Annotated in this window: 18 protein-coding genes and 1 pseudogene; 10 read left to right on the top strand and 9 right to left on the bottom strand. The window is 55.5% G+C overall.

The genetic code is table 11. The features are described 5' to 3' along the window. Positions 1-48: 48 nt before the first annotated feature. From pcnB to thpR, 5 genes are all read right to left on the bottom strand, one after another. Positions 49-1,446: a polynucleotide adenylyltransferase PcnB gene (gene pcnB, locus FCH32_RS07645; protein ID WP_207119307.1), complete on the bottom strand. Its 1,398-nt coding sequence runs from the start codon at positions 1,444-1,446 to the stop codon at positions 49-51. 71 nt (positions 1,447-1,517) lie between these two features. Then, entirely contained in the window at positions 1,518-2,414 is an 897-nt protein-coding gene (gluQRS, locus tag FCH32_RS07640; RefSeq protein WP_117342439.1) for a tRNA glutamyl-Q(34) synthetase GluQRS, read from the bottom strand. Positions 2,415-2,486: 72 nt separating this feature from the next. Further along, positions 2,487-2,942, bottom strand: coding sequence for an RNA polymerase-binding protein DksA (gene dksA, locus FCH32_RS07635; RefSeq protein WP_003829221.1), 456 nt, complete (start codon positions 2,940-2,942; stop codon positions 2,487-2,489). 178 nt (positions 2,943-3,120) lie between these two features. Continuing rightward, on the bottom strand, positions 3,121-3,825 hold the full coding sequence (gene sfsA / locus FCH32_RS07630) for a DNA/RNA nuclease SfsA (RefSeq protein WP_117342293.1): 705 nt from the start codon (positions 3,823-3,825) through the stop codon (positions 3,121-3,123). Positions 3,826-3,837: 12 nt separating this feature from the next. Next, entirely contained in the window at positions 3,838-4,371 is a 534-nt protein-coding gene (thpR, locus tag FCH32_RS07625; protein WP_096758260.1) for an RNA 2',3'-cyclic phosphodiesterase, read from the bottom strand. Between the two features lie 73 nt (positions 4,372-4,444). Here thpR and hrpB point away from each other — a divergent pair, with 73 nt between their 5' ends. From hrpB to fhuB, 6 genes are all read left to right on the top strand, one after another. Beyond that, the gene (hrpB, locus tag FCH32_RS07620; RefSeq protein WP_174360712.1) at positions 4,445-6,874 is read left to right on the top strand and encodes an ATP-dependent helicase HrpB; all 2,430 of its coding nucleotides are present in this window, start codon (positions 4,445-4,447) and stop codon (positions 6,872-6,874) included. A 125-nt stretch (positions 6,875-6,999) separates the two neighbouring features. Continuing rightward, positions 7,000-9,537 (top strand): bifunctional glycosyl transferase/transpeptidase, encoded by a 2,538-nt coding sequence (gene mrcB, locus FCH32_RS07615; protein ID WP_115259419.1) that lies wholly within the window; start codon positions 7,000-7,002, stop codon positions 9,535-9,537. Positions 9,538-9,769: 232 nt separating this feature from the next. Next, complete coding sequence (gene fhuA, locus FCH32_RS07610; RefSeq protein WP_115259418.1) at positions 9,770-11,983, top strand: ferrichrome porin FhuA; 2,214 nt, start codon at positions 9,770-9,772, stop codon at positions 11,981-11,983. A gap of 47 nt (positions 11,984-12,030) precedes the next feature. Then, positions 12,031-12,828 (top strand): Fe3+-hydroxamate ABC transporter ATP-binding protein FhuC, encoded by a 798-nt coding sequence (gene fhuC, locus FCH32_RS07605; RefSeq protein ID WP_096758256.1) that lies wholly within the window; start codon positions 12,031-12,033, stop codon positions 12,826-12,828. Beyond that, positions 12,828-13,718, top strand: coding sequence for a Fe(3+)-hydroxamate ABC transporter substrate-binding protein FhuD (fhuD, locus tag FCH32_RS07600; protein ID WP_135912567.1), 891 nt, complete (start codon positions 12,828-12,830; stop codon positions 13,716-13,718). Before fhuC ends, fhuD begins: the two co-directional genes overlap by 1 nt. A 14-nt stretch (positions 13,719-13,732) precedes the next feature. Then, on the top strand, positions 13,733-15,772 hold the full coding sequence (gene fhuB, locus FCH32_RS07595; protein WP_174360815.1) for a Fe(3+)-hydroxamate ABC transporter permease FhuB: 2,040 nt from the start codon (positions 13,733-13,735) through the stop codon (positions 15,770-15,772). A gap of 136 nt (positions 15,773-15,908) precedes the next feature. Here fhuB and hemL read toward each other — a convergent pair whose 3' ends face one another. Further along, entirely contained in the window at positions 15,909-17,189 is a 1,281-nt protein-coding gene (hemL, locus tag FCH32_RS07590) for a glutamate-1-semialdehyde 2,1-aminomutase (RefSeq protein ID WP_096758253.1), read from the bottom strand. A 168-nt stretch (positions 17,190-17,357) separates the two neighbouring features. Here hemL and clcA point away from each other — a divergent pair, with 168 nt between their 5' ends. The 3 genes and pseudogenes from clcA (at position 17,358) to erpA (ending at position 19,205) form a co-directional block, all read left to right on the top strand. Continuing rightward, the gene (gene clcA, locus FCH32_RS07585) at positions 17,358-18,779 is read left to right on the top strand and encodes a H(+)/Cl(-) exchange transporter ClcA (protein ID WP_135912566.1); all 1,422 of its coding nucleotides are present in this window, start codon (positions 17,358-17,360) and stop codon (positions 18,777-18,779) included. A gap of 23 nt (positions 18,780-18,802) precedes the next feature. Then, positions 18,803-18,868 (top strand): annotated as a pseudogene (yadW, locus tag FCH32_RS23115) (small protein YadW). Beyond that, on the top strand, positions 18,861-19,205 hold the full coding sequence (gene erpA / locus FCH32_RS07580; RefSeq protein ID WP_003018581.1) for an iron-sulfur cluster insertion protein ErpA: 345 nt from the start codon (positions 18,861-18,863) through the stop codon (positions 19,203-19,205). The pseudogene yadW and the gene erpA overlap by 8 nt, the downstream one beginning before the upstream one ends. A gap of 119 nt (positions 19,206-19,324) precedes the next feature. On the opposite strand, the gene FCH32_RS07575 is transcribed toward erpA, so the two are convergent. From FCH32_RS07575 to mtnN, 3 genes are read right to left on the bottom strand one after another with little or no spacing between them, the layout of a single operon-like run. After that, a complete protein-coding gene (locus FCH32_RS07575) occupies positions 19,325-19,948 on the bottom strand; it encodes a TRIC cation channel family protein (protein WP_135912565.1) in 624 nt (207 codons plus the stop codon). 38 nt (positions 19,949-19,986) lie between these two features. Further along, entirely contained in the window at positions 19,987-20,787 is an 801-nt protein-coding gene (btuF, locus tag FCH32_RS07570) for a vitamin B12 ABC transporter substrate-binding protein BtuF (protein ID WP_117342287.1), read from the bottom strand. After that, complete coding sequence (gene mtnN, locus FCH32_RS07565; RefSeq protein WP_135323092.1) at positions 20,780-21,478, bottom strand: 5'-methylthioadenosine/S-adenosylhomocysteine nucleosidase; 699 nt, start codon at positions 21,476-21,478, stop codon at positions 20,780-20,782. Before mtnN ends, btuF begins: the two co-directional genes overlap by 8 nt. Positions 21,479-21,561: 83 nt before the next feature. Here mtnN and dgt point away from each other — a divergent pair, with 83 nt between their 5' ends. Continuing rightward, positions 21,562-23,079, top strand: coding sequence for a dGTPase (gene dgt / locus FCH32_RS07560; RefSeq protein ID WP_115259411.1), 1,518 nt, complete (start codon positions 21,562-21,564; stop codon positions 23,077-23,079). Positions 23,080-23,153 lie beyond the last annotated feature (74 nt).

Below are 23,153 nucleotides of genomic sequence, written 5' to 3'. Positions count from 1 at the left end.
TGTCGCCGTCTTGATGCAACCCGAAATCCGTTGGGTATACGCGATGGGTCACGCACTTCCCTCGCGGCGCGGCGCACGTTTACGCGGACGACGATGGCGACGGCGTGCGTCTGGCTCTTCATCCAGCTCGTTCAGCATGCCTTTTTGCTCTGGTGGCGCGGAAACCTGGAATTCGCCCCACCACTGCGCCAGACGCTGCAGTTCGGCGTTGTTTTCCACTTCGGCACGCAGCGCCAGTAAATCGTAGGCTGCGCGGAATTTCGGATGCTCCATCAGCTTCCAGGCGCGTTTTCCCTGACGACGGGACATGCGTAACTGAAGCTGCCAGATATCGCGGGTGAGCGATGTCAGGCGTTTAGGAATCGCCAGCGAGCGGCACGCTTCGTCCAGCACGTCGTTCATCGCCAGAGCGAAAGCATCGTAGTAGGCCAGACCGCTTTCCTGAGCAATTTTCTGCGCGGCTTCCAGCAGCGGGTACCAGAACATGGCGGCAAACAGGAACGCCGGATTGACACGCATATCGTTGTGGATACGGGTATCGGTGTTCTTCAGTACCTGGGCAATAATGCGTTCCATTGCGCTGTCACCTTCTTCGGTGAAATAGCGGGTAATGGTCGGGAACAGCGGCTGGAACAGGCTGTACTCGCGCAGTTTCTTATAAGTTTCGTAGCCGTAGCCCGCCTGTAACAGTTTAAGGGCTTCTTCAAACAGGCGTGCCGGCGGAATATCGTTCAGCAAGGTTGCCAGACGTGGGATCGGCTCGGCGGTTTCCGGGCTGATACGCATGTCGAGTTTTGCTGCAAAGCGGACGGCGCGTAGCATACGCACGGGATCTTCACGATAGCGAGTTTCAGGATTACCGATCAGGCGAATGACGCCGTCTTCCAGATCCTGCATCCCGCCGACGTAATCGCGAACGGTAAAATCCGCTACGCTATAGTAAAGGCTGTTAATGGTGAAATCGCGGCGTTGCGCATCTTCTTCGATGGAACCGAAGATGTTGTCACGCAGCAGCATACCATTTTGACCGCGCTGTGAGGTTGCACGGTCGGCTTCGCTGCCTTCATGGTGTCCGCGAAAGGTTGCCACTTCGATAATTTCCGGGCCAAACATCACATGGGCCAGACGGAAACGACGTCCTACCAGACGGCAGTTACGGAACAGTTTCCGAACCTGATCGGGGGTCGCGTTGGTCGTGACATCAAAGTCTTTCGGCTTTTTGCCCAGCAAAAGATCGCGTACGCCCCCGCCGACCAGCCATGCCTCGTATCCAGCCTTATTAAGCCTGTACATTACCTTCAGGGCATTTTCACTGATATCTTTGCGGGAGATAGAGTGCTGCTCACGCGGGATTACCGTCATATGTGGACGGGCGACGGCAAGCTCGGCCTCGCGCTCCTCGCGGCTTAGCACCTTGCGGCAAAAATTAGCGACTCGGGTAAAAATAGTACACCTCGGTAGTGTCAAACTTCAGTCAGAACAAGTGTTGCTGTGTAAAAATAGCGGCTAATCATAGCTCAGCAAGAGGCATTTGAGAATGCCGGATTTACATTCACTGAACCCGGCACCGTCGTAAGCACCCAATTTTGCACCGCAGTTTGCAGTAATTCTTCCACGCTTAGCGCTTGCCACGGTATTGCTATGTCTTGTCCGAGGAAGCGCAACGCGTCGATGAGAACAGGGCGCGGATCGCCTTGCGGCAGGGCAGGCGCATGATTCTGCTTAGAAAGTTTAGCCCCGTGTTCATTGAGCGCCAGCGGGAGATGAATATAGTCCGGTACCGGCCAGCCAAACTGCTGATACAGCGAAATTTGGCGCACTGTGGGCTCGATAAGATCCGCGCCACGCACGATTTCCGTCACGCCCTGAAAATGGTCATCAACCACCACCGCCAGGTTATAGGCAAACAGCCCATCGCGTCGGTGGATGACAAAATCTTCCCGAGCAAGCTGAGGGTTGGCCTGAATCTCGCCGCGCAGTCGGTCGTTAAACTGCATGACCGGGTGGCGTTGCTTGATACGCACCGCCGCGTGGTCCGGTCCGTGGCGTAATGTGCGACAGTGACCGTCGTAAATGCCGCCAATACTCTGAATACGGGCACGGGTGCAGGTGCAGTAATAGCTCAGATCCTGCTCTTGTAACCAGGCCAGCGCTTCACGGTACGCGTCATGGCGCTGAGATTGCCACAGTACCTCGCCATCCCAGTGCAGTCCGTAATGTTCCAGCTGACGCAGAATCGTATCTGCAGCACCGGGAACTTCACGAGGGGGATCGATATCTTCAATGCGCACCCACCAGATCCCGTGCTGTGCGCGAGCCTGTAGGTAGCTGCCGAGAGCGGCAATCAATGAACCAAAATGCAGTTCGCCGGAAGGGGATGGGGCGAAACGGCCAATATAGCGTTTGTCAGTCATGTCGGTGGATAGCATAAAAGAAGAAGGCGGGAGAAACTCCCGCCTGTAGTCAACGTGGTACAAATGACGGGATTAACCTGCCATCTGTTTTTCGCGAATCTCAGCCAGCGTTTTGCAGTCGATGCACAGATCGGCTGTCGGACGCGCTTCCAGACGGCGAATACCAATTTCTACGCCGCATGATTCGCAGTAGCCGAAATCTTCGTCTTCTACTTTCTTCAGCGTCTTCTCGATCTTTTTGATCAGTTTGCGCTCACGGTCACGGTTACGCAGCTCAAGGCTGAACTCTTCTTCCTGTGCGGCACGGTCAACCGGATCGGGGAAGTTAGCTGCTTCATCCTGCATATGAGTCACAGTGCGATCGACTTCATCCCTGAGTTGATTACGCCATGCTTCAAGAATACGCCTGAAGTGCGACAGCTGGGCTTCGTTCATATACTCTTCGCCCGGTTTCTCCTGGTACGGCTCCACCCCAGCGATGGCGAGAATACTCAGGGACGATGTTTTACGGTTTTGCCCTTCTTGCATGTTGCTTCTCCTTAACACGCACTATCGATCCCCATGTTCGGGGGAAAAATCAGGTCGCTATAAATAGCAGATGCTTTTCCGGATAGCAATTATCTAAACGTTACACTTGACAACCCTGTGAGGAAAAGCGTATTTGCGCACGCGGCCAGAATACTAATTAACCCGTTTGTATATGCCATTACAACGTAATGGCTAATGGCTCTTTAAGAGTCATTCCGTGGGCAGAAAGTTCCGCTTTATATACCAGAATTTCTACCCCCTTAAGCCGTGCTTCGACTAATAATTGCGCATATTTTGCATCGATATGGCGCGCGGGTGAAAAATGTGTAATGGCTGAATGCAGCACTGCGAAAAATATCACCGCTCGCTTGCCTTCGGCCGCTACGCTCATCAATTCCCGAAGATGTTTCTGACCTCGTTCAGTGATGGCATCGGGAAAATAACCCTGATTTTTTTCCGCCAACGTGACTGATTTCACTTCAATATAGCAGTCAGGGCGGGAATCCGCCTGTAACAAAAAATCAATGCGGCTGCCTTCGGCGCCGTATTTTACTTCACTTTTCAATATGCTGTAGTTCGAAAGTTCTGAAATTAACGCATTCTGAATAGCTTCTTTCGTTAATCTGTTAGCCCACAGGGTGTTAACACAAATAAACGCACCGGATTGGGTTTGCGTTAATTCCCAGGTATGCGGGTATTTCCGTTTAGTATTTTCTGATGTTGAATACCAGACGGTGTCACCCGGTGTAGCGCATCCGGTCATCGCGCCGGTATTCGGGCAGTGTAGCGTTAAGGTTGTACCGTCGGGTGTGATCACATCCGCTAAAAAACGCTTGTAGCGCTGAATTAAAGTCGCGCGCTGAAGTGGCGGAGAAAATTCCATGGAAATGTCCTTTTATTTTTCGCCAAGCGTCCAGCGCTGTAGTGGCGTGTAGCGTGTGCGACCGCGTGCAAATGAAGAGGCGTAAAGCGCAAACTCGGTGACCGGAAATGACCAGCAAAAACCCGGCGGCGGGATCGTGACCGCATGGCCGGCATCGCGCAACAGTGTGATATGCGGATGAAACGGCTGTGGGCTTTGGTAACACCCGCTGCGCGCGGCCTGCGCCCGCAGCATACTCGCCAATTGCAACAGCCCGCGTGGCGGCTGGCGCATTCCTAGCCAGACCACGCGTGAGCGCAGCCATTGTCCGGCGTCATCCAGTGTTAGCGTAAAACCCGGCTGGCGAATACGCCCGGCAAGTTGTGACAGCGCCTGCTGCTTCTCAGCGCTGACCTCGCCTAAAAAGGCCAGTGTCAGGTGCAGATTGTCAGCCGCGACGGGGCGACCCGCTTCAGGCGGGAACTGTGCGGCTCGCCAGTGGATAAGCTGCTCCCGAACCTCGGCTGGCAATTCAATGGCAAAGAACAGCCTTTTTGGCTCAGACATGATGGATACTCGGTTATGAATTAACGCGATGCTACAATGCAGCGCGAAGAATGTTAACCCTCTGGAGCCATTTGTGACGACGTTGCCCGTTGCCGCCGTAGTGCCTGAACTGCTTACCGCCCTTGATACCTCACCGCAGGTTCTGCTGACCGCACCGACCGGCGCCGGGAAATCGACCTGGCTGCCGTTGCAGCTTCTTGCGCACAACGGCATTCAGGGGCGGATTATTCTGCTGGAGCCGCGTCGTCTGGCGGCCCGCAACGTGGCGCAGCGTCTGGCCGAGTTGCTGAACGAAAAAACCGGTGAGACCGTGGGCTACCGCATGCGTGCTCAACACTGCGTTGGACCGCATACCCGGCTCGAAGTGGTAACAGAAGGTGTGCTCACGCGCATGATCCAACGCGATCCCGAGCTAAACGGCGTTAGCCTTGTGATCCTCGACGAATTTCATGAGCGCAGCTTGCAGGCTGACCTGGCGCTGGCGCTATTGCTGGATGTACAGCAAGGGCTGCGGGATGATTTAAAACTGCTGATCATGTCGGCAACGCTGGATAACGGGCGTTTACAGCAGCTGTTGCCCGATGCGCCGACGATTGTCTCTGAAGGCCGCGCCTTTCCCGTAGAACGACGCTATCAGCCGCTGGCGGCGCATCAGCGCTTTGATGAAGCTGTGGCGGTGGCAACGGCGGAGCTATTGCGCCAGGAAAGCGGCTCGTTGCTGCTTTTTTTACCGGGCGTGGGGGAGATTCAGCGAGTGCAGGAACAGCTGACCTCGCGCGTAGGTAATGATGTTCTGCTTTGCCCGCTATACGGTGCGTTATCGCTTACCGAACAGCGTCAGGCGATTTTGCCCGCGCCGCCAGGCTCGCGCAAAGTGGTGCTGGCCACCAATATTGCCGAGACCAGTTTAACTATCGAAGGTATCCGGCTGGTGGTGGACTGTGCGCAGGAGCGCGTGGCGCGTTACGACCCGCGCACCGGTTTGACGCGCCTGATTACCCAGCGTATTAGCCAGGCGTCGATGACCCAGCGAGCCGGGCGAGCAGGCCGTCTGGAACCCGGTATTTGCCTGCATCTGCTGGCGAAAGAGCAGGCCGAAAGAGCGGCGGCGCAGGGCGAGCCGGAGATGCTGCAAAGCGACTTGTCCGGCTTGCTAATGGAGTTGCTGCAATGGGGATGCACTGACCCAGCGCAGTTAAGCTGGCTGGATAGGCCGCCGACGGTCAATTTGCAGGCGGCAAAACGGCTGCTACACATGCTGGGCGCACTTGAGGGCGACAGGCTCAGTGCGGCGGGGCAGAAAATGGCGGCGCTCGGCAACGATCCGCGTCTGGCGGCGATGCTGGTCCGTGCCACAGATGACAATGAAGCGGCAACGGCAGCAAAACTGGCGGCGATTCTCGAAGAGCCCCCGCGCGGTGGCAGTACCGATCTGACGGTGGCGTTTTCACGCAATCAGCCGAATTGGCAGCAGCGTAGCCAGCAATTGCTGAAGCGCCTGAACATTCGAGGTGGGCAGTCTGATAGCGCGCTGATCGCCCCGTTACTGGCTTCGGCTTTCGCCGATCGCATTGCCCGACGTCGTGGTCAGGAGGGGCGGTATCAGCTGGCTAACGGGATGGGGGCGATGCTGGATGCCGACGACGCATCAGGGCGTCATGAATGGATTATTGCGCCTTTATTGCTGCAAGGCAGCGCCTCGCCGGATGCGCGTATTTTGCTGGCCCTGCCGCTGGATATCGATGCGCTGATACAATCATCTCCTGAGTTGCTGCAGCAGTCCGACACTATCGAATGGGATGAAAATCAGGGGACACTAAAGGCATTGCGCCGCACGCAGGTAGGTCAGTTGACGCTAAAAGTGCAGCCGCTGGCCAAACCCTCGGAAGAGGAACTGCATCAGGCGATGCTGAATGGTATTCGCGATAAAGGGCTAAGTGTGCTCAACTGGACGCCGGAAGCAGAGCAGTTCCGACTGCGTCTGCAATGTGCGGCAAAATGGCTACCGGAATACGACTGGCCTGCCATGGACGACGCGTCGTTGCTGGCGACGCTGGAGAGTTGGCTGCTGCCGCATATGAGCGGTGTGCACGCTTTACGCGCGCTTAAAGCAGTAAATGTGGGCCAGGCATTGCGCGGGTTACTGGACTGGTCAATGCTGCAACGTCTGGATAGTGAATTGCCCACACATTACACTGTGCCGACGGGAAGCCGGATAGCCATTCGCTATCACGAGGATAACCCACCGGCGCTGGCGGTCCGGATGCAGGAAATGTTTGGCGAGGCCAATACGCCGACCCTCGCACAGGGGCGCGTCCCGCTGGTGCTGGAACTGCTCTCCCCGGCGCAGCGACCGCTGCAAATCACCCGTGATTTGAGCGCGTTCTGGCAGGGGGCGTACCGTGAGGTGCAAAAAGAGATGAAAGGGCGTTATCCCAAACATGTCTGGCCGGACGACCCGGCGAATACCGCGCCGACGCGGCGCACCAAAAAGTATTCATGAGTTGTAGTGGTAGGCCTGATAAGCGAAGCGCCATCAGGCAAAAAAATTGAGAGATTTCTTCTTCTGTCGCTTGACGGAAGAACAGAGAATCAGGCCTTTACGCCTGAATGTTGCGGAGAAAAAGCATGGCGGGGAATGACCGCGAGCCAATTGGACGTAAAGGGAAACCGACGCGTCCGGCGAAACAAAAGGTGAGCCGTCGTCAGCTCAGAGATGATGAGTATGACGACGATTATGATGATGACTATGAGGATGAAGAACCGATGCCGCGTAAAGGTAAAGGCAAAGGGCGTAAGCCTCGTGGTAAACGCGGCTGGTTCTGGCTGCTGGTAAAACTGTCGATTGTCTTTTTGGTGCTGATTGCCATTTACGGCGTCTATCTGGATCAAAAAATCCGTAGCCGTATTGATGGCAAAGTCTGGCAGCTGCCTGCGGCCGTGTATGGCCGGATGGTTAACCTCGAGCCAGAAATGCCCATCGGCAAAAAAGAGATGGTGAAGCTGCTGGAGGCTACGCAGTATCGTCAGGTCTCGAAGATGACGCGGCCCGGTGAGTTTACCGTGCAGGCGAACAGCATTGAGATGATCCGTCGTCCGTTTGACTTCCCGGACAGTAAAGAAGGGCAGGTGCGTGCGCGTCTGACCTTTGACGGCGATCATCTGGACACCATCGAGAATCTGGATAACAACCGCCAGTTCGGTTTCTTCCGTCTCGATCCACGCCTGATCACCATGCTCTCTTCGGCAAATGGCGAGCAGCGTCTGTTCGTGGCGCGTAGCGGTTTCCCGGATCTGCTGGTGGACACGCTGCTGGCAACCGAAGATCGTCATTTCTACGAGCATGACGGCATTAGCCTGTATTCCATTGGTCGTGCGGTGCTGGCGAACCTGACGGCAGGTCGCACGGTGCAGGGCGCCAGTACGCTGACCCAGCAGCTGGTGAAAAACCTGTTCCTCTCCAGCGAACGTTCTTACTGGCGTAAAGCCAACGAAGCGTACATGGCCGTGTTGATGGATGCCCGTTACAGCAAGGACAGGATCCTTGAGCTGTACATGAACGAAGTCTATCTCGGCCAGAGCGGCGACAACGAGATCCGCGGCTTCCCGCTGGCGAGCCTGTATTACTTTGGCCGTCCGGTTGAAGAGTTGAGCCTCGATCAGCAGGCGCTGTTGGTGGGGATGGTGAAAGGGGCGTCGATCTACAACCCGTGGCGTAACCCGAAACTGGCGCTGGAGCGACGTAACCTGGTGCTGCGTCTTCTGCAACAGCAGCAGATTATCGACCAGGAACTGTATGAAATGTTGAGTGCGCGTCCGCTAGGCGTGCAGCCGCGCGGTGGGGTGATCTCTCCACAGCCCGCGTTTATGCAGATGGTGCGTCAGGAGCTACAGGCGAAGCTGGGCGACAAAGTTAAAGATCTTTCCGGCGTGAAGATTTTCACCACCTTTGATTCCGTGGCGCAGGACGCCGCAGAAAAAGCGGCGGTGGAAGGCATTCCGGTGCTGAAGAAACAGCGTAAGCTGAGCGATCTGGAAACGGCGATTGTGGTAGTGGACCGCTTTAGTGGTGAGGTTCGCGCCATGGTCGGTGGGTCGGAGCCGCAGTTCGCAGGCTACAACCGTGCTATGCAGGCGCGTCGTTCAATTGGTTCTCTGGCGAAGCCCGCGACCTATCTGACCGCCCTGAGCCAGCCGAAGCTGTACCGCCTCAATACCTGGATTGCCGATGCGCCGATTGCGCTGCGTCAGCCAAACGGTCAGGTGTGGTCCCCGCAAAACGATGACCGTCGCTACAGCGAAAGCGGTAAAGTGATGCTGGTGGATGCGTTAACCCGTTCCATGAACGTGCCGACCGTCAATCTGGGCATGGCGCTGGGGCTGCCAGCGGTCACCGAGACCTGGGAAAAACTGGGCGCGCCGAAAGATCAGCTGCACCCGGTGCCAGCTATGCTGCTGGGGGCATTGAACCTGACGCCAATTGAAGTGGCGCAGGCGTTCCAGACCATCGCCAGCGGCGGTAACCGCGCGCCGTTATCAGCGTTGCGCTCGGTAATTGCCGAAGACGGTACGGTGTTGTATCAAAGCTTCCCGCAGGCCGAACGCGCTGTGCCAGCACAGGCCGCGTATATGACGCTGTGGACCATGCAGCAGGTGGTGCAACGCGGTACCGGCCGTCAGCTTGGCGCGAAGTATCCGGGGCTGCATCTGGCGGGGAAAACCGGGACCACCAACAACAACGTTGATACCTGGTTCGCCGGTATTGACGGCAGTCAGGTGACCATTACCTGGGTGGGTCGCGATAACAACCAGCCTACCAAGTTGTACGGTGCGAGCGGGGCGATGTCGATTTACCAGCGCTATCTGGCAAACCAGACGCCAACGCCGTTAACGCTGACGCCGCCGGAAGATATTGTCGACATGGGCGTGGATTACGACGGCAACTTCGTGTGCAGCGGCGGGATGCGTACGCTCCCGGTGTGGACCAGCGATCCGGATTCGCTGTGTCAGCAAGGTGAGATGCTGCAACAGTCTGGCAATCCGTTTGATCAGTCAACGCCGCCGCAGCAGCCTCAACAGCAGCAACAGCAACAACCGCCGCAGCAAGAGAAGAAAGACGGCGACGGTGTCGCAGGCTGGATCAAAGATATGTTTGGCAGTAACTAATCTCTCCCAAAACCCGCTTCGGCGGGTTTTTCTTTTCTCATCCCAGACTCCGACCAAACAACATTTCAGCGTAATTCATTAACCCTTTCTTTTCATCTGGTTATTTCTTGACCCCTCAGTTTTAGTAGGGATGTGTATCGCTTGCTATCTCGCCAGCGTTTCGAATATTATGCTGCCGTTATAATAATAATTCTCGTTTACGTTATCATTCACTTTCATCAGAGATATACCAATGGCGCGTTATAAAACTGCTCAGCCAAATTCCTCGCTGCGTAAAATGGCAGTGCTGGTAGCCACAGCGGTTAGCGGCATGTCTGTCTATGCACAGGCGGCGGTTGAACCAAAAGAAGAAACCATCACTGTCACCGCAGCACCCGCCGCACAAGAAAGCGCATGGGGACCTGCTCCAACCATCGCTGCCAAGCGTTCCGCCACGGCAACCAAGACTGATACGCCTATCGAAAAGACCCCACAGTCTGTTTCGGTCGTGACGCGTGAAGAGATGGATACCAAACAGCCGGCTTCCGTGAAACAAGCGATTGCTTACACCCCCGGCGTTTTTGCTACGCGTGGTAGTTCCACCACCTATGATGTGGTGACGATTCGTGGTTTCACCGCGCCTACCACCGTCAATACCAACCAATATCTGGATGGTATGAAACTTCAGGGCAATAACTATTCTGAAGTGTCGATGGACCCATATTTCCTGGAACGCGTAGAAGTGATGCGCGGGCCAACATCAGTGCTGTACGGCAATAGCAACCCTGGCGGTATTGTCAGCATGGTGAGCAAGCGTCCGACCACGGAGCCACTGAAAGAAGTTCAGTTTAAGATGGGGACTAACAACCTCTGGCAAACCGGGTTCGACTTTAGCGATGCTATCGATGATGACGGCGTGTGGTCATACCGCCTGACGGGGTTAGGGAATAGTCAGGACTCTCAGCAAGAGATGTCAAAATCAACGCGTTACGCGATTGCACCTGCGTTTAGCTGGCGTCCTGATGACAAAACCGATTTCACTTTCCTGAGCAACTTCCAGAACGATCCGTACGCAGGATACTATGGCTGGCTGCCGCGTGAAGGTACACTCGTTCCGTATTACGATGCGAATGGCAATCCGCACAAACTGCCGACCGATTTCAACGAAGGTGAAGAAGATAACAAGATGGCGCGCCGCCAGCAGATGGTGGGCTATAACTTCTCGCATGCGTTCAACGATACCTTCACCGTGCGCCAGAATCTGCGTTATGACCAGGTGAAAACGCTTTATCGTTCTGTTTATGGCTACGGTTACAGTGCACCGGGTAAGATTAACCGCCAATACGTGCGTTCTGACGAAGATCTCAACGCGTTCACCGTTGATACCCAATTGCAGTCTGCTTTTGCGACCGGTGATGTTGATCATACCCTGCTGACAGGCGTTGATTACTCACGTATGCGTAACGATGTGAATGCTCTGTATGGTTCTGCCGATCCGCTGGATATGCAGGATCCACAGTATGGCAATCCGAATATCGATGTGAGTGGGCCGTATGCGAAATACGCTGTGCTCAACCGCATGGAGCAGACCGGGCTTTATGCCCAGGACCAGATGGAATGGGATAAGTGGGTGCTGACGCTCGGTGGTCGCTACGATTTTGCGAAAACCTCTACGTTGACCCGCTCCAGCAATTCTCTGGCAGAAGTGAACGATCAGCAGTTTACTTGGCGTGGTGGCATTAACTACCTGTTTGACAACGGTATTTCACCGTATTTCAGTTACAGCGAATCTTTCGAGCCGACCTCCGGTGCAACGAAAGAAGGGAAACCGTTCGATCCTTCACGCGGTAAGCAGTACGAAGCCGGTGTGAAGTATGTACCGAAGGATATGCCGGTCGTGCTGACGGCAGCGGTGTATCAACTGACGAAAAATAAAAACCTGACATCAGACCCGAACGATCCAACCGGGTTGTATAGCGTTCAGAGTGGTGAAATTCGCTCACGCGGTATTGAGCTGGAAGCCAAAGCAGCAGTCAATGCCAATATCAACGTCACGGCGGCATATAGCTACACGGATGCGGAATATACTGAGGACACTATCTTCAAAGGTAAACGCCCGGCAGAAGTTCCGCGTAATCAGGCATCGTTGTGGACCGACTACACGTTCTATGACACTGCCCTGAGCGGTCTGACCGTTGGCGCAGGTGTGCGTTACACCGGTTCAACGGTGAGCTACTATAAAAACGACGCAGCGAAGAAAAATGACGCGTTTAACGTCGGTGGTTATACCGTTGCTGATGCCATGGTCAAATACGATCTGGCCCGTTTCGGCATGGCGGGGTCCAGCGTTGCGGTTAACGTCAATAACCTGTTTAATCGTGAATACGTTTCCAGTTGCTATAGTGAATACGCGTGCTACTGGGGCGCGGAACGTCAGGTCGTTGCAACTGCAACCTTCCGTTTCTAATTTCTCTTTGGGCACGCTTTGCGTGCCCGTTTTACAAGTTGGCCGCTATGCAGGAAAACAGATCCCATCCCGACACCACTTTTGCGTTAAGTAACGTCTCCTTTCGTGTGCCTGGCCGCACGCTTTTACATCCCCTCTCGTTAACGTTTCCCGTGGGAAAAGTGACCGGTCTTATCGGTCATAACGGCTCCGGTAAATCAACCTTATTGAAAATGCTCGGACGTCATCAGCCGCCGTCAGACGGCGAAATCCTGCTCGACGAGCAGCCGCTGGAGAGCTGGAACAGTAAAGCATTTGCCCGTAAGGTCGCCTATTTACCGCAACAGTTGCCGCAGGCGGAAGGGATGACGGTGCGTGAACTGGTGGCGATTGGTCGCTATCCGTGGCACGGCGCGTTGGGACGCTTTGGCGTGGCTGACAGAGAAAAAGTGGAAGAGGCGATCACGCTTGTGGGGTTAAAGCCGCTGGCGCATCGACTGGTTGATAGCCTGTCCGGAGGCGAGCGTCAGCGCGCGTGGATCGCCATGCTGGTGGCGCAGGACAGTCGCTGCCTGCTGCTTGACGAACCGACTTCGGCGCTGGATATCGCGCATCAGGTTGATGTACTGGCGCTGGTGCACCGCTTAAGCCAGCAGCGCGGACTGACGGTGATCGCCGTACTGCATGATATCAATATGGCGGCCCGTTACTGCGATTATCTGGTGGCGCTACGCGGTGGCGAAATGATTGCTCAGGGAACGCCCGCGGAGCTGATGCGCAGTGAAACCCTGGAACTGATTTATGGCATCCCGATGGGCATTTTGCCGCATCCGGGCGGTGCCGCACCCGTGAGTTTTGTCTATTAATGGTCGGATTACATCATATCACCCGTCGACGTTTATTAACGGCGATGGCGCTGTCACCGCTGCTCTGGCAGATGAATTCGGCGCAGGCGGCGGCGGTTGATCCAAAACGTATTGTGGCACTGGAATGGTTGCCGGTAGAACTGTTGCTGGCGCTGGGAATCACTCCCTATGGCGTCGCCGATGTTCCTAACTACAGGCTGTGGGTCAATCAACCCCCGTTGCCGGACTCGGTGATTGACGTCGGGTTACGCACAGAACCCAATCTCGAACTGCTGACCGAAATGAAACCCTCGTTTATGGTCTGGTCGGCAGGCTATGGCCCCGCGCCAGAAAAACTGGCGCGCATTGCGCCGGGTCGCGGATTTAGCTTCAGCGACGGCAAAAAACCGCTGGCGGTCGCTCGCCAGTCGTTGCAGGAGATGGCGCAACTGCTGAATCTGCAAACGGCTGCTGAACGTCATCTGGCGCAATACGATACCGTGATTGCCAGCCTGAAACCGCGCTTTATTCACCGCGGCGCGCGTCCCGTGCTCCTGACATCCCTGCTTGACTCGCGGCATATGCTGGTATTTGGCCCGAACAGTTTGTTCCAGGACGTGCTGGACGAATACGGGATCCCTAACGCCTGGCAGGGAGAAACCAACTTCTGGGGCAGCACTGCCGTGGGGATTGACCGGCTTGCCGCGTATAAAGATGTTGATGTGCTGTGCTTCGATCATGGTAACGATAAAGAAATGGACGCGCTGATGTCCACGCCGCTGTGGCAGGCGATGCCGTTTGTTCGCGCCGGTCGCTTTCAGCGGGTACCCGCGGTCTGGTTTTATGGCGCCACGCTGTCGGCGATGCATTTTGCCCGCATTCTGGACACTGCGCTGGGAGGCAAAGCGTGAGCAGGAAACTTGAAATGCCGGACGGCGATGCTAAAAGCGCCTTATCCGGCCTACGGTTCGGGCGCGTTGTTGGCTGGATAAGACGAGGCCGCCATCCGGCGTTGCTGCTGGTGGCGCTGTTTATTGTTGCGATCTGGCTGACCTGGATTAACTTCTCCATTGCCCTGCCGCGTGACCAGTGGCAGCAGGCTATCTGGTCACCGAATATCGACGCCATCGAACAGATGGTTTTCCATTACAGCCTGCTGCCACGACTGGCGATTGCGTTACTGGTCGGTGCCGGATTGGGCCTGGTTGGCGTGCTGTTTCAGCAGGTGTTACGTAACCCGCTGGCGGAGCCGACCACGCTGGGTGTGGCAACCGGTGCGCAACTGGGCATTACGGTCACCACGCTGTGGGCCATTCCCGGCGCGTTGACCACGCAATTCGCAGCGCTGGCCGGGGCGTGTATCGTCGGGGCGCTGGTGTTTGGCGTTGCCTGGGGCAAGCGTTTGTCACCTGTGACGCTGATCCTCGCTGGTCTGGTGGTCAGCCTGTACTGCGGTGCGATTAACCAGCTGATGGTCCTCTTCCACCACGATCAGCTGCAAAGCATGTTTATGTGGAGCAGCGGAACGCTCACCCAAACCGACTGGAACGGCGTGCAGCGTCTGTGGCCACAGCTGCTGGGTGGCGTGATGCTGACCCTGCTGTTACTGCGTCCAATGACGCTGATGGGGCTGGATGACGGGGTAGCGCGTAATCTCGGGCTGGCGCTGTCGCTGGCGCGTTTGGCGGCGTTAACGCTGGCGATTGTGCTCAGTGCCTTGCTGGTTAACGCGGTGGGGATTATCGGCTTTATCGGCCTGTTTGCCCCGCTGCTGGCGAAAATGCTCGGCGCACGGCGTTTGCTGGCGCGCCTGATGCTGGCCCCGCTGATTGGGGCCCTGATCCTCTGGCTTTCCGATCAAATTATTCTGTGGTTGACCCGCGTGTGGATGGAAGTCTCCACCGGTTCGGTGACCGCGTTGATTGGTGCGCCGCTGCTGCTGTGGCTGCTGCCGCGCCTGCGCAGCATGAGCGCGCCGGATATGAATGCCAATAACCACGTCGCAGCAGAACGTCAGAACGTGCTGATGTTCGCGCTGGCGGGTGGAGCGATATTGCTACTGACTGCCGTCGTGGCGCTCTCGTTTGGTCGTGATGCCCACGGTTGGACCTGGGCCAGCGGCGCAATGCTGGATGAACTGATGCCCTGGCGCTGGCCGCGTATTCTGGCGGCGATGATTGCCGGGGTGATGCTGGCGGTGGCGGGCTGTATTATTCAGCGCCTGACCGGTAACCCGATGGCCAGTCCGGAAGTCCTTGGGATTAGCTCCGGTGCCGCGTTTGGCGTGGTGTTGATGCTGTTCCTCGTACCGGGTGATGCGTTTGGCTGGCTGCTGCCCGCCGGAAGTCTCGGGGCGGCGGTAACGCTGCTGATTATTATGATTGCCGCCGGGCGCGGCGGCTTCTCGCCGCAACGCATGCTGCTGGCGGGGATGGCGCTCAGCACCGCGTTCACGATGCTGCTGATGATGTTGCAGGCCAGCGGCGATCCGCGGATGGCAAGCGTGCTGACCTGGATCTCCGGCTCGACCTACAACGCCACTGGCGAACAGGTGCTACGGACCGGGATCGTGATGGTGATTCTGCTGGCGGTTACGCCGCTGTGCCGTCGCTGGTTAACGATTTTACCGCTGGGCGGAGAAACTGCGCGGGCGGTGGGTATCGCATTGACGCCGTCGCGCGTGGCGTTACTGATGTTGGCTGCGGGTCTGACGGCGACAGCCACCATGACCATCGGGCCGCTGAGCTTTGTTGGGCTTATGGCGCCGCATATTGCGCGGATGTTAGGTTTCCGGCGCACGATGCCGCATATGGTCATCTCGGCGCTGGCGGGAGGCGTGTTGCTGGTGTTTGCCGACTGGTGCGGGCGAATGGTGCTGTTTCCGTATCAGATCCCGGCGGGATTACTGTCGACGTTTATTGGTGCGCCGTATTTTATCTATTTGTTGAGAAAGCAGAGTCGCTGAGTTTGCCGGATGGCGGCCTATGGACGGACCCCTTTCATGTAGGCCGGATAAGACGCTTTGCGTCGCTATCCGGCAATAAAAAAGCCGGGTGACGGCTTCGCCTTACCCGGCCTACGTTGTTTCTGGACGTTATCTTTTACAGCTTCGCAAACACCCGGCGCGCGGCGTCGACAGTGTTATTGATATCTTCCATGCTGTGCGCCACGGACATAAAGCCCGCTTCAAACGCGGACGGTGCCAGATAAACACCTTCATCCAGCATCATGTGGAAGAAGCGCTTGAAGCGCTCAACGTCACATGCCATCACGTCCTGATAGCAGGTCACGGTTTCGGCATCGGTGAAGAAAATCCCGAACATCCCGCCCACATGGTTCACCACCAGCGGAATATTGGCTTCCTGAGCGGCTTCCAGCAGACCTTCTGCCAGACGCGTGGTGAGGTCATCTAAGGTCTCATGAATTCCCGGCTGAGCAACTTCGTTCAGACAGGCGAATCCTGCTGCCATGGCTATCGGGTTACCGGACAGCGTTCCCGCCTGGTAAACCGGGCCGGTAGGTGCCAGTGCGTCCATCACATCACGACGACCGCCGAATGCGCCAACAGGCATGCCACCACCGATGATTTTGCCCAGACAGGTCAGGTCCGGCACTACGCCGTAGTAATCCTGCGCGCCAGCCAGCGCGACGCGGAAACCGGTCATCACTTCGTCGATGATAAACAGCGCACCGAACTCGTCGCACAGTGCGCGCAGGCCAGGCAGGAATTCCGGCAGCGGCGGGATGCAGTTCATGTTGCCCGCGACCGGCTCGACGATGATGCAGGCAATGTCCTGCGGATACTGCTCGAATGCCGCCCGCACCGAGGAGAGATCGTTATAGGTACAGGTCAGGGTGTGCTTGGCAAAATCTGCCGGAACGCCCGGTGAGTTCGGCTGGCCCAGCGTCAGCGCACCGGAACCTGCTTTTACCAGCAAGCAGTCGGCATGACCGTGATAGCAGCCTTCAAATTTGATGATTTTATCGCGCCCGGTGAAGCCACGCGCCAAACGGATGGCGCTCATCGTCGCTTCGGTACCGGAGTTGACCATACGCACCATGTCCATGGTGGGTACAAGCTCGGTAACCAGCGCCGCCATTTTGACTTCCATCTCGGTCGGTGCACCAAAGCTCAGACCGCGCTCGGCGGCTTCGATCACCGCATTGCGGATCGCCGGGTGGTTATGACCCAGCACCATCGGGCCCCAGGATCCGACGTAATCGATGTAGGCTTTACCATCGACGTCATACAGATACGCGCCATCTGCTTTTTCGATAAACAGCGGAGTACCACCCACGCCGGTAAAGGCGCGAACAGGGGAGTTAACGCCGCCGGGGATCAGTTCGCGTGCTGCGCTGTAGAGGTTCTCAGACTTACTCATGGATGGGGTCCTGGTTCGTAGAAAAAGTGAATGCGGGCTATTCTAGTTATTCAGTGAAGGTTATGAAAGTTTTGTGCATTGGAAACAATACGATTTGCAGGGGATTTTCACAAAATGAGCGAGTAGAATGCCGACTCCGTATTTGTATTACCAATTAATGATCATCCGATGAAAACAGACTCTCCCTCTTTTGAAGCACAGCAAATTGTGCGTTTACGGCGCAGGGATCAGATCCGTCGACTCCTTGATCGGGACAAGACACCGCTGGCGATCCTCTTTATGGCGGCCGTGGTTGGCACCGTGACCGGGCTGGTGGGCGTGGCGTTTGAGAAATCTGTCACCTGGGTACAGAACCTGCGCATTGGCGCACTGGTACAGGTTGCCGATCATGCCATTCTGGTATGGCCGCTGGCCTTTATTCTCTCGGCGCTGCTGGCCATGGTGGGCTATTTTCTGGTGCGTAAATTCGCACCCGAGGCCGGTGGTTCGGGGATCCCTGAGATTGAAGGCGCGCTGGAAGAGCTGCGCCCGGTGCGCTGGTGGCGCGTATTGCCGGTAAAATTTATCGGCGGCATGGGGACGTTGGGGGCCGGTATGGTGCTCGGTCGTGAAGGGCCGACGGTGCAAATTGGCGGTAACATCGGGCGCATGGTGCTGGATGTCTTTCGTATGCGCAGCGCTGAAGCGCGGCATACCCTGCTGGCAACCGGTGCGGCTGCCGGTCTTTCGGCGGCGTTTAATGCGCCGCTGGCCGGCATCCTGTTCATTCTGGAAGAGATGCGTCCGCAGTTTCGCTATAACCTTGTGTCGATCAAAGCCGTGTTTACCGGCGTTATCATGTCGAGCATTGTGTTTCGTATTTTCAACGGCGAGGCCCCGATTATTGAAGTTGGGAAGCTCTCCAATGCGCCGGTGAATACCCTGTGGCTGTATCTGATCCTTGGGATTATTTTTGGCTGTGTCGGACCGTTGTTCAATACCCTGGTGTTACGCACCCAGGATATGTTTCAGCGGTTTCACGGTGGTGACATTAAAAAATGGGTGCTGATGGGCGGGGCGATTGGCGGCCTGTGTGGGATCCTGGGCTTAATTAAACCGGAAGCCGCAGGCGGTGGGTTCAACCTGATTCCTATCGCCGCCGCGGGCAATTTCAGCGTCGGTATCCTGCTGTTTATTTTTATTGCCCGGGTTATCACCACGCTGCTGTGCTTCTCATCCGGTGCGCCGGGCGGGATTTTCGCCCCGATGCTGGCGCTGGGGACACTGCTCGGTACCGCGTTCGGCATGGCGGCCGCGGCCTCATTTCCGCAGTATCATCTGGAGGCTGGGACGTTTGCCATTGCCGGAATGGGGGCGTTGTTGGCGGCGTCGGTACGTGCGCCACTCACCGGCATCGTGCTGGTGCTGGAGATGACCGATAACTATCAGCTCATTTTGCCAATGATTATTACCTGTCTTGGCGCAACACTATTAGCCCAATTTATGGGCGGAAAGCCGCTATACTCGACTATCCTTGCCCGTACGCTGGCAAAACAGGAAGCGGAGCAGGCGGCGAAAAGCCAGAGTACAGCCGCTGGCGAGAATACTTGAACGAAATACCAGGGTATTAGATAATGGCCTTAACTATTGGGTTATAATTTGCCCAATTGCCAATGTCGTTTGGAGCAAAATATGAGTGATGATGTAGCGCTGCCACTGCAATTTACTGAAGCAGCAGCCAATAAAGTAAAAAGCCTGATCGCTGACGAAGATAACCCGAATCTGAAATTGCGCGTATATATCACCGGTGGTGGTTGCAGCGGTTTCCAGTATGGTTTCACCTTTGATGATCAGGTGAATGATGGCGATATGACTATTGAGAAACAGGGCGTTGGCCTGGTGGTTGATCCGATGAGCCTGCAGTATCTGGTGGGCGGCGCGGTTGACTATACCGAAGGTCTGGAAGGTTCCCGCTTCGTGGTGACTAACCCTAACGCCAAAAGCACCTGCGGGTGTGGTTCTTCTTTCAGCATCTGATTGCTGTCTGCAATACCGATGGTCTGATGGTGTAGGCCCGGTAAGCGTAGCGCCACCGGGCAATGTGCCGGATGGCGGCGTAAACGCCTTATCCGGCCTACATGTTCTGCATCGTTACATCAACGTCCGTTATCATCCAGCGCAAATGTCGGTAGCTTTAAGTGCCAGCGAATAGCGGCCAGTCGAATAACCAGCGTGACAACCATCCCCATCATACTGGCGTTTTCCAGCGGTATTGCGAAAGTATAAAACGCGGTTGCGTGAACAATGCCGCCGATAATGCAGGCCGTGGCATAGATTTCTGTACGTAATATCATCGGCACTTCACGGGCCAACACGTCGCGTATGATCCCACCGCCGACGCCGGTAATGACCCCCATACAAATCGCCACCAGCGGACCGGTTCCGGCGAGGAACGCCTTATTGACGCCAATGCCGACGAATACCGCCAGACCCACGGCGTCCAGCACCGGAAGGATCCATTTAGGCAAACGTCTGGGCTGGCGTACCAATACGATCGTCAGCATGCTGGTGATCATGGCAACCACCAGATCGGTAGGATCTTTAACCCAGAATACCGGCCCATGATCCAGGGCCATATCGCGGATCGTGCCGCCGCCGACTGCGGTAACCACCCCGAGGACCAGAACGCCGAACGGATCCATACGTAATTTCCCGGCCAGTAATACGCCAGAGATAGCAAATACCGCAGTACCGACAATATCCAGCCAATAGACGAGCATGCTTAAATCCTCACAACATACCTGGTGGGGGGCCGACGCTAATTTATCTGTGAAAGCGCATTACAGAGTTGTTTTGCGGCGAGGATAATACGCGGGCTCGCGCGTTCAAACCAGTCACTATTAAGGATAATAACCGGGATTTTTAACTGTTCTCCCCAGTATTGCTCAATTTTAAGATTTTCGCCCGAACCACCGGTGGCGACGATTGCCTGGGGGGCTCTTGCCAGTACTTGTTCACGGCTGACCTGTGGCCAGGGAACCCGGCTGCCAGCAAAGATGTTTTCTCCCCCGCATACCTCAAGAACCTGGTGTTGAAGGGAGCCTTTTCCACTGGTAAACAGAGGATTTGCACCAAACTGGAGAAACACCCGTTTTTTTGGTTTATTGGCATACTGAGATTTTAGTAAAGCATACTCATCAAGCAATGTTTGCGCGGCCTGTTTTGCTTGCTCAGGCTTGGGGCTCCACGGTGCCAACTGGCGCAGTGCGTCGGCAACCTGCTCGATGGTGACGGCATCCACCCAGATAACCTTAATCCCCAGTGCGGTTAGCTGATTCACCTGCCGCTCGGCATTGCCTCCGCGCCAGGCGATGACCAGATCCGGTTTGAGCGCCACGATGCGTTCCAGATTCATGCCTTGCCAGGTGGAGACCTCTTCAATATTTTCGGCCTCGGGCGGATAATTTGAGTAGCTGCTGACGCCAACGGGCGTAATGCCGGCGGCAAAGGCAAGTTCGGTGTTAGCAGGGGAGAGGGAAACCACACGCGGAGCGGCATAAAGCCACGCCGGAAGCGTAAAAAGCAGGGCGACCAGCGCCCTGGAGATGAATTTAGCCATGCGCCAGTTTCTGTACCAGCGTTTCGACCATCAGGCTTGACTGCTTCGCGGCAACCACCAGGAATTCGTCAAAGCTCAGGTGGGACTGCTGATCGGCAACGTCGGAGATGGCACGAACCACCACGAACGGAACGTTAAAGTTATGGCAAACATGTGCAATCGCGGTGGCTTCCATTTCTACGGCAATCGCCTGCGGGAAGTTATGCTGAATTTTTGCCAGGCCAACAGAGCCGTTAATGAAGGCGTCGCCGCTAACGATAAGACCACGAACGGCGTTAAGGTTCAGTTCTGCAATGCAGGATTCCGCTGCGGCGATAAGCGCAGGGTCGGCTTTAAAACCTGCCGGGCAGCCTGGTAACTGACCGAATTCATAGCCAAATGCAGTGACGTCGGCGTCGTGATAACGCGCTTCGTCAGAGACTACGATATCGCCGACTTTCAGCGTAGAAGCCAGGCCGCCCGCAGAACCCGTATTAATGATGGCATCCGGTTTGCAGCGTTCCAGCAGCAGCGTGGCGCCCAGCGCCGCAGCCACTTTACCGATGCCCGATTTCAGTAGCGCAACCTCAGTCCCGTTCAGTTGGCCGGTGTAAATTTCACAACCGCCAAGGGTGATAGTCTGACGGTTTTCGATTTTGTCACGCAGCAGCGTAACTTCTTCTTCCATTGCACCAATGATGCCGATTTTCATAGATTTACTCGCGATAAGCCAGATTTGAGGGCATAGTCTATCATGCGCTTAAGGGGTAGCGCATTTCTCAGGCGGGAGAGGACATGGCACAGATCGATTTTCGAAAAAAAATAAACTGGCATCGTCGTTACCGTTCGCCGCAGGGTGCAAAATCTGAGCATGAGATCCTGCGAATTTTCGAAAGCGATCGTGGACGTATTATCAATTCTCCGGCTATCCGCCGACTGCAGCAAAAAACCCAGGTCTTTCCGCTGGAGCGCAACGCCGCAGTGCGGACACGTCTGACGCACTCGATGGAAGTTCAGCAGGTAGGGCGCTACATCGCCAAAGAGATCCTCAGCCGACTGAAAGAGCTAAAACTGTTAGAGCAGTACGGCCTGGATGAATTAACCGGTCCTTTTGAAAGCGTGGTCGAAATGTCCTGCCTGATGCATGACATCGGTAATCCACCGTTTGGTCACTTTGGTGAAGCGGCGATTAACGACTGGTTTCGCCAGCGCCTTTTCCCCGCCGATGCGGAAAGCCAGCCTCTCAGCGACGATCGCTGCCTGATCGCGGCGCTACGTTTGCGTGAAGGTGAAGAGTCGCTCAATGACATTCGCCGCAAGGTGCGTCAGGATCTGTGCCATTTTGAAGGAAATGCGCAGGGTATTCGTCTTGTGCACACTTTGATGCGAATGAATCTGACGTGGGCGCAGGTCGGCGGTATTTTAAAATATACTCGTCCGGCGTGGTGGCGTGGAGAGACGCCAGCAACGCATAACTATTTAATGAAGAAACCGGGCTATTACCTTTCCGAGGAACCGTATATTGAGCGGTTACGTAAAGAGTTATCATTAGCACCTTACAGTCGTTTTCCATTAACCTGGATTATGGAAGCCGCTGACGATATCTCTTATTGCGTGGCCGATCTTGAAGATGCCGTGGAGAAAAGAATCTTCAGTGTCGAGCAACTGTATCATCATCTGTATGAGGCCTGGGGACAACATGAAAAAGGCTCCCTGTTTAGTCAGGTCGTGGAGAACGCGTGGGAAAAATCGCGCTCAAATACATTAAGTCGTAGTACAGAAGATCAGTTCTTTATGTATTTGCGGGTCAACACGCTAAATAAACTTGTGCCCTACGCCGCGCAGCGTTTTATTGATAATTTACCGCAGATTTTTGAGGGTAGCTTTAATCACGCCCTGTTAGAAGACGCCAGCAGCTTCAGCCAATTGCTGGGAGTCTATAAAAATGTGGCGATGAAACATGTATTTAGCCATCCTGATGTCGAGCAACTGGAATTACAGGGGTATCGGGTGATCAGTGGCCTGCTGGAGATTTATCAGCCGTTATTAAAGATGGCGCTTGCCGATTTTTCTACACTTGTTCAAAACGAAAGATTAAAACAGTTCCCCATTGAGTCACGATTATTTCAAAAGCTCTCTACGCGCCATCGACTTGCTTATGTCGAAGTGGTCAGTAAAATATCACCGACGTCTGCCGAGTACCCGGTACTGGAATATTATTATCGCTGCCGCCTGATCCAGGATTATATCAGCGGGATGACCGATTTGTATGCCTGGGATGAATATCGACGGTTGATGGCGGTAGAACAATAAACATCCATTTGTAAAGACGGACAATAAAATTTTACTTTTTCCTTAAAGTTTATTCTGGAACTTAGCGCGATAAA

The sequence above is a fragment of the Citrobacter gillenii genome (assembly GCF_013337685.1).
GTDB lineage: Bacteria > Pseudomonadota > Gammaproteobacteria > Enterobacterales > Enterobacteriaceae > Citrobacter > Citrobacter gillenii.
Note: the sequence above shows the minus strand (reverse complement) of the source record. Positions and strands in the feature narration are given on the sequence as shown.

Bases quoted from the DNA above. Each gene is read 5' to 3' on its own strand.
- gluQRS (WP_117342439.1), bottom strand. From the start codon at position 2,414: ATGACTGACAAACGCTATATTGGCCGTTTCGCCCCATCCCCTTCCGGC.
- dksA (WP_003829221.1), bottom strand. From the start codon at position 2,942: ATGCAAGAAGGGCAAAACCGTAAAACATCGTCCCTGAGTATTCTCGCC.
- sfsA (WP_117342293.1), bottom strand. From the start codon at position 3,825: ATGGAATTTTCTCCGCCACTTCAGCGCGCGACTTTAATTCAGCGCTAC.
- thpR (WP_096758260.1), bottom strand. From the start codon at position 4,371: ATGTCTGAGCCAAAAAGGCTGTTCTTTGCCATTGAATTGCCAGCCGAG.
- mrcB (WP_115259419.1), top strand. From the start codon at position 7,000: ATGGCGGGGAATGACCGCGAGCCAATTGGACGTAAAGGGAAACCGACG.
- fhuA (WP_115259418.1), top strand. From the start codon at position 9,770: ATGGCGCGTTATAAAACTGCTCAGCCAAATTCCTCGCTGCGTAAAATG.
- fhuC (WP_096758256.1), top strand. From the start codon at position 12,031: ATGCAGGAAAACAGATCCCATCCCGACACCACTTTTGCGTTAAGTAAC.
- fhuD (WP_135912567.1), top strand. From the start codon at position 12,828: ATGGTCGGATTACATCATATCACCCGTCGACGTTTATTAACGGCGATG.
- fhuB (WP_174360815.1), top strand. From the start codon at position 13,733: ATGCCGGACGGCGATGCTAAAAGCGCCTTATCCGGCCTACGGTTCGGG.
- hemL (WP_096758253.1), bottom strand. From the start codon at position 17,189: ATGAGTAAGTCTGAGAACCTCTACAGCGCAGCACGCGAACTGATCCCC.
- clcA (WP_135912566.1), top strand. From the start codon at position 17,358: ATGAAAACAGACTCTCCCTCTTTTGAAGCACAGCAAATTGTGCGTTTA.
- erpA (WP_003018581.1), top strand. From the start codon at position 18,861: ATGAGTGATGATGTAGCGCTGCCACTGCAATTTACTGAAGCAGCAGCC.
- FCH32_RS07575 (WP_135912565.1), bottom strand. From the start codon at position 19,948: ATGCTCGTCTATTGGCTGGATATTGTCGGTACTGCGGTATTTGCTATC.
- btuF (WP_117342287.1), bottom strand. From the start codon at position 20,787: ATGGCTAAATTCATCTCCAGGGCGCTGGTCGCCCTGCTTTTTACGCTT.
- mtnN (WP_135323092.1), bottom strand. From the start codon at position 21,478: ATGAAAATCGGCATCATTGGTGCAATGGAAGAAGAAGTTACGCTGCTG.
- dgt (WP_115259411.1), top strand. From the start codon at position 21,562: ATGGCACAGATCGATTTTCGAAAAAAAATAAACTGGCATCGTCGTTAC.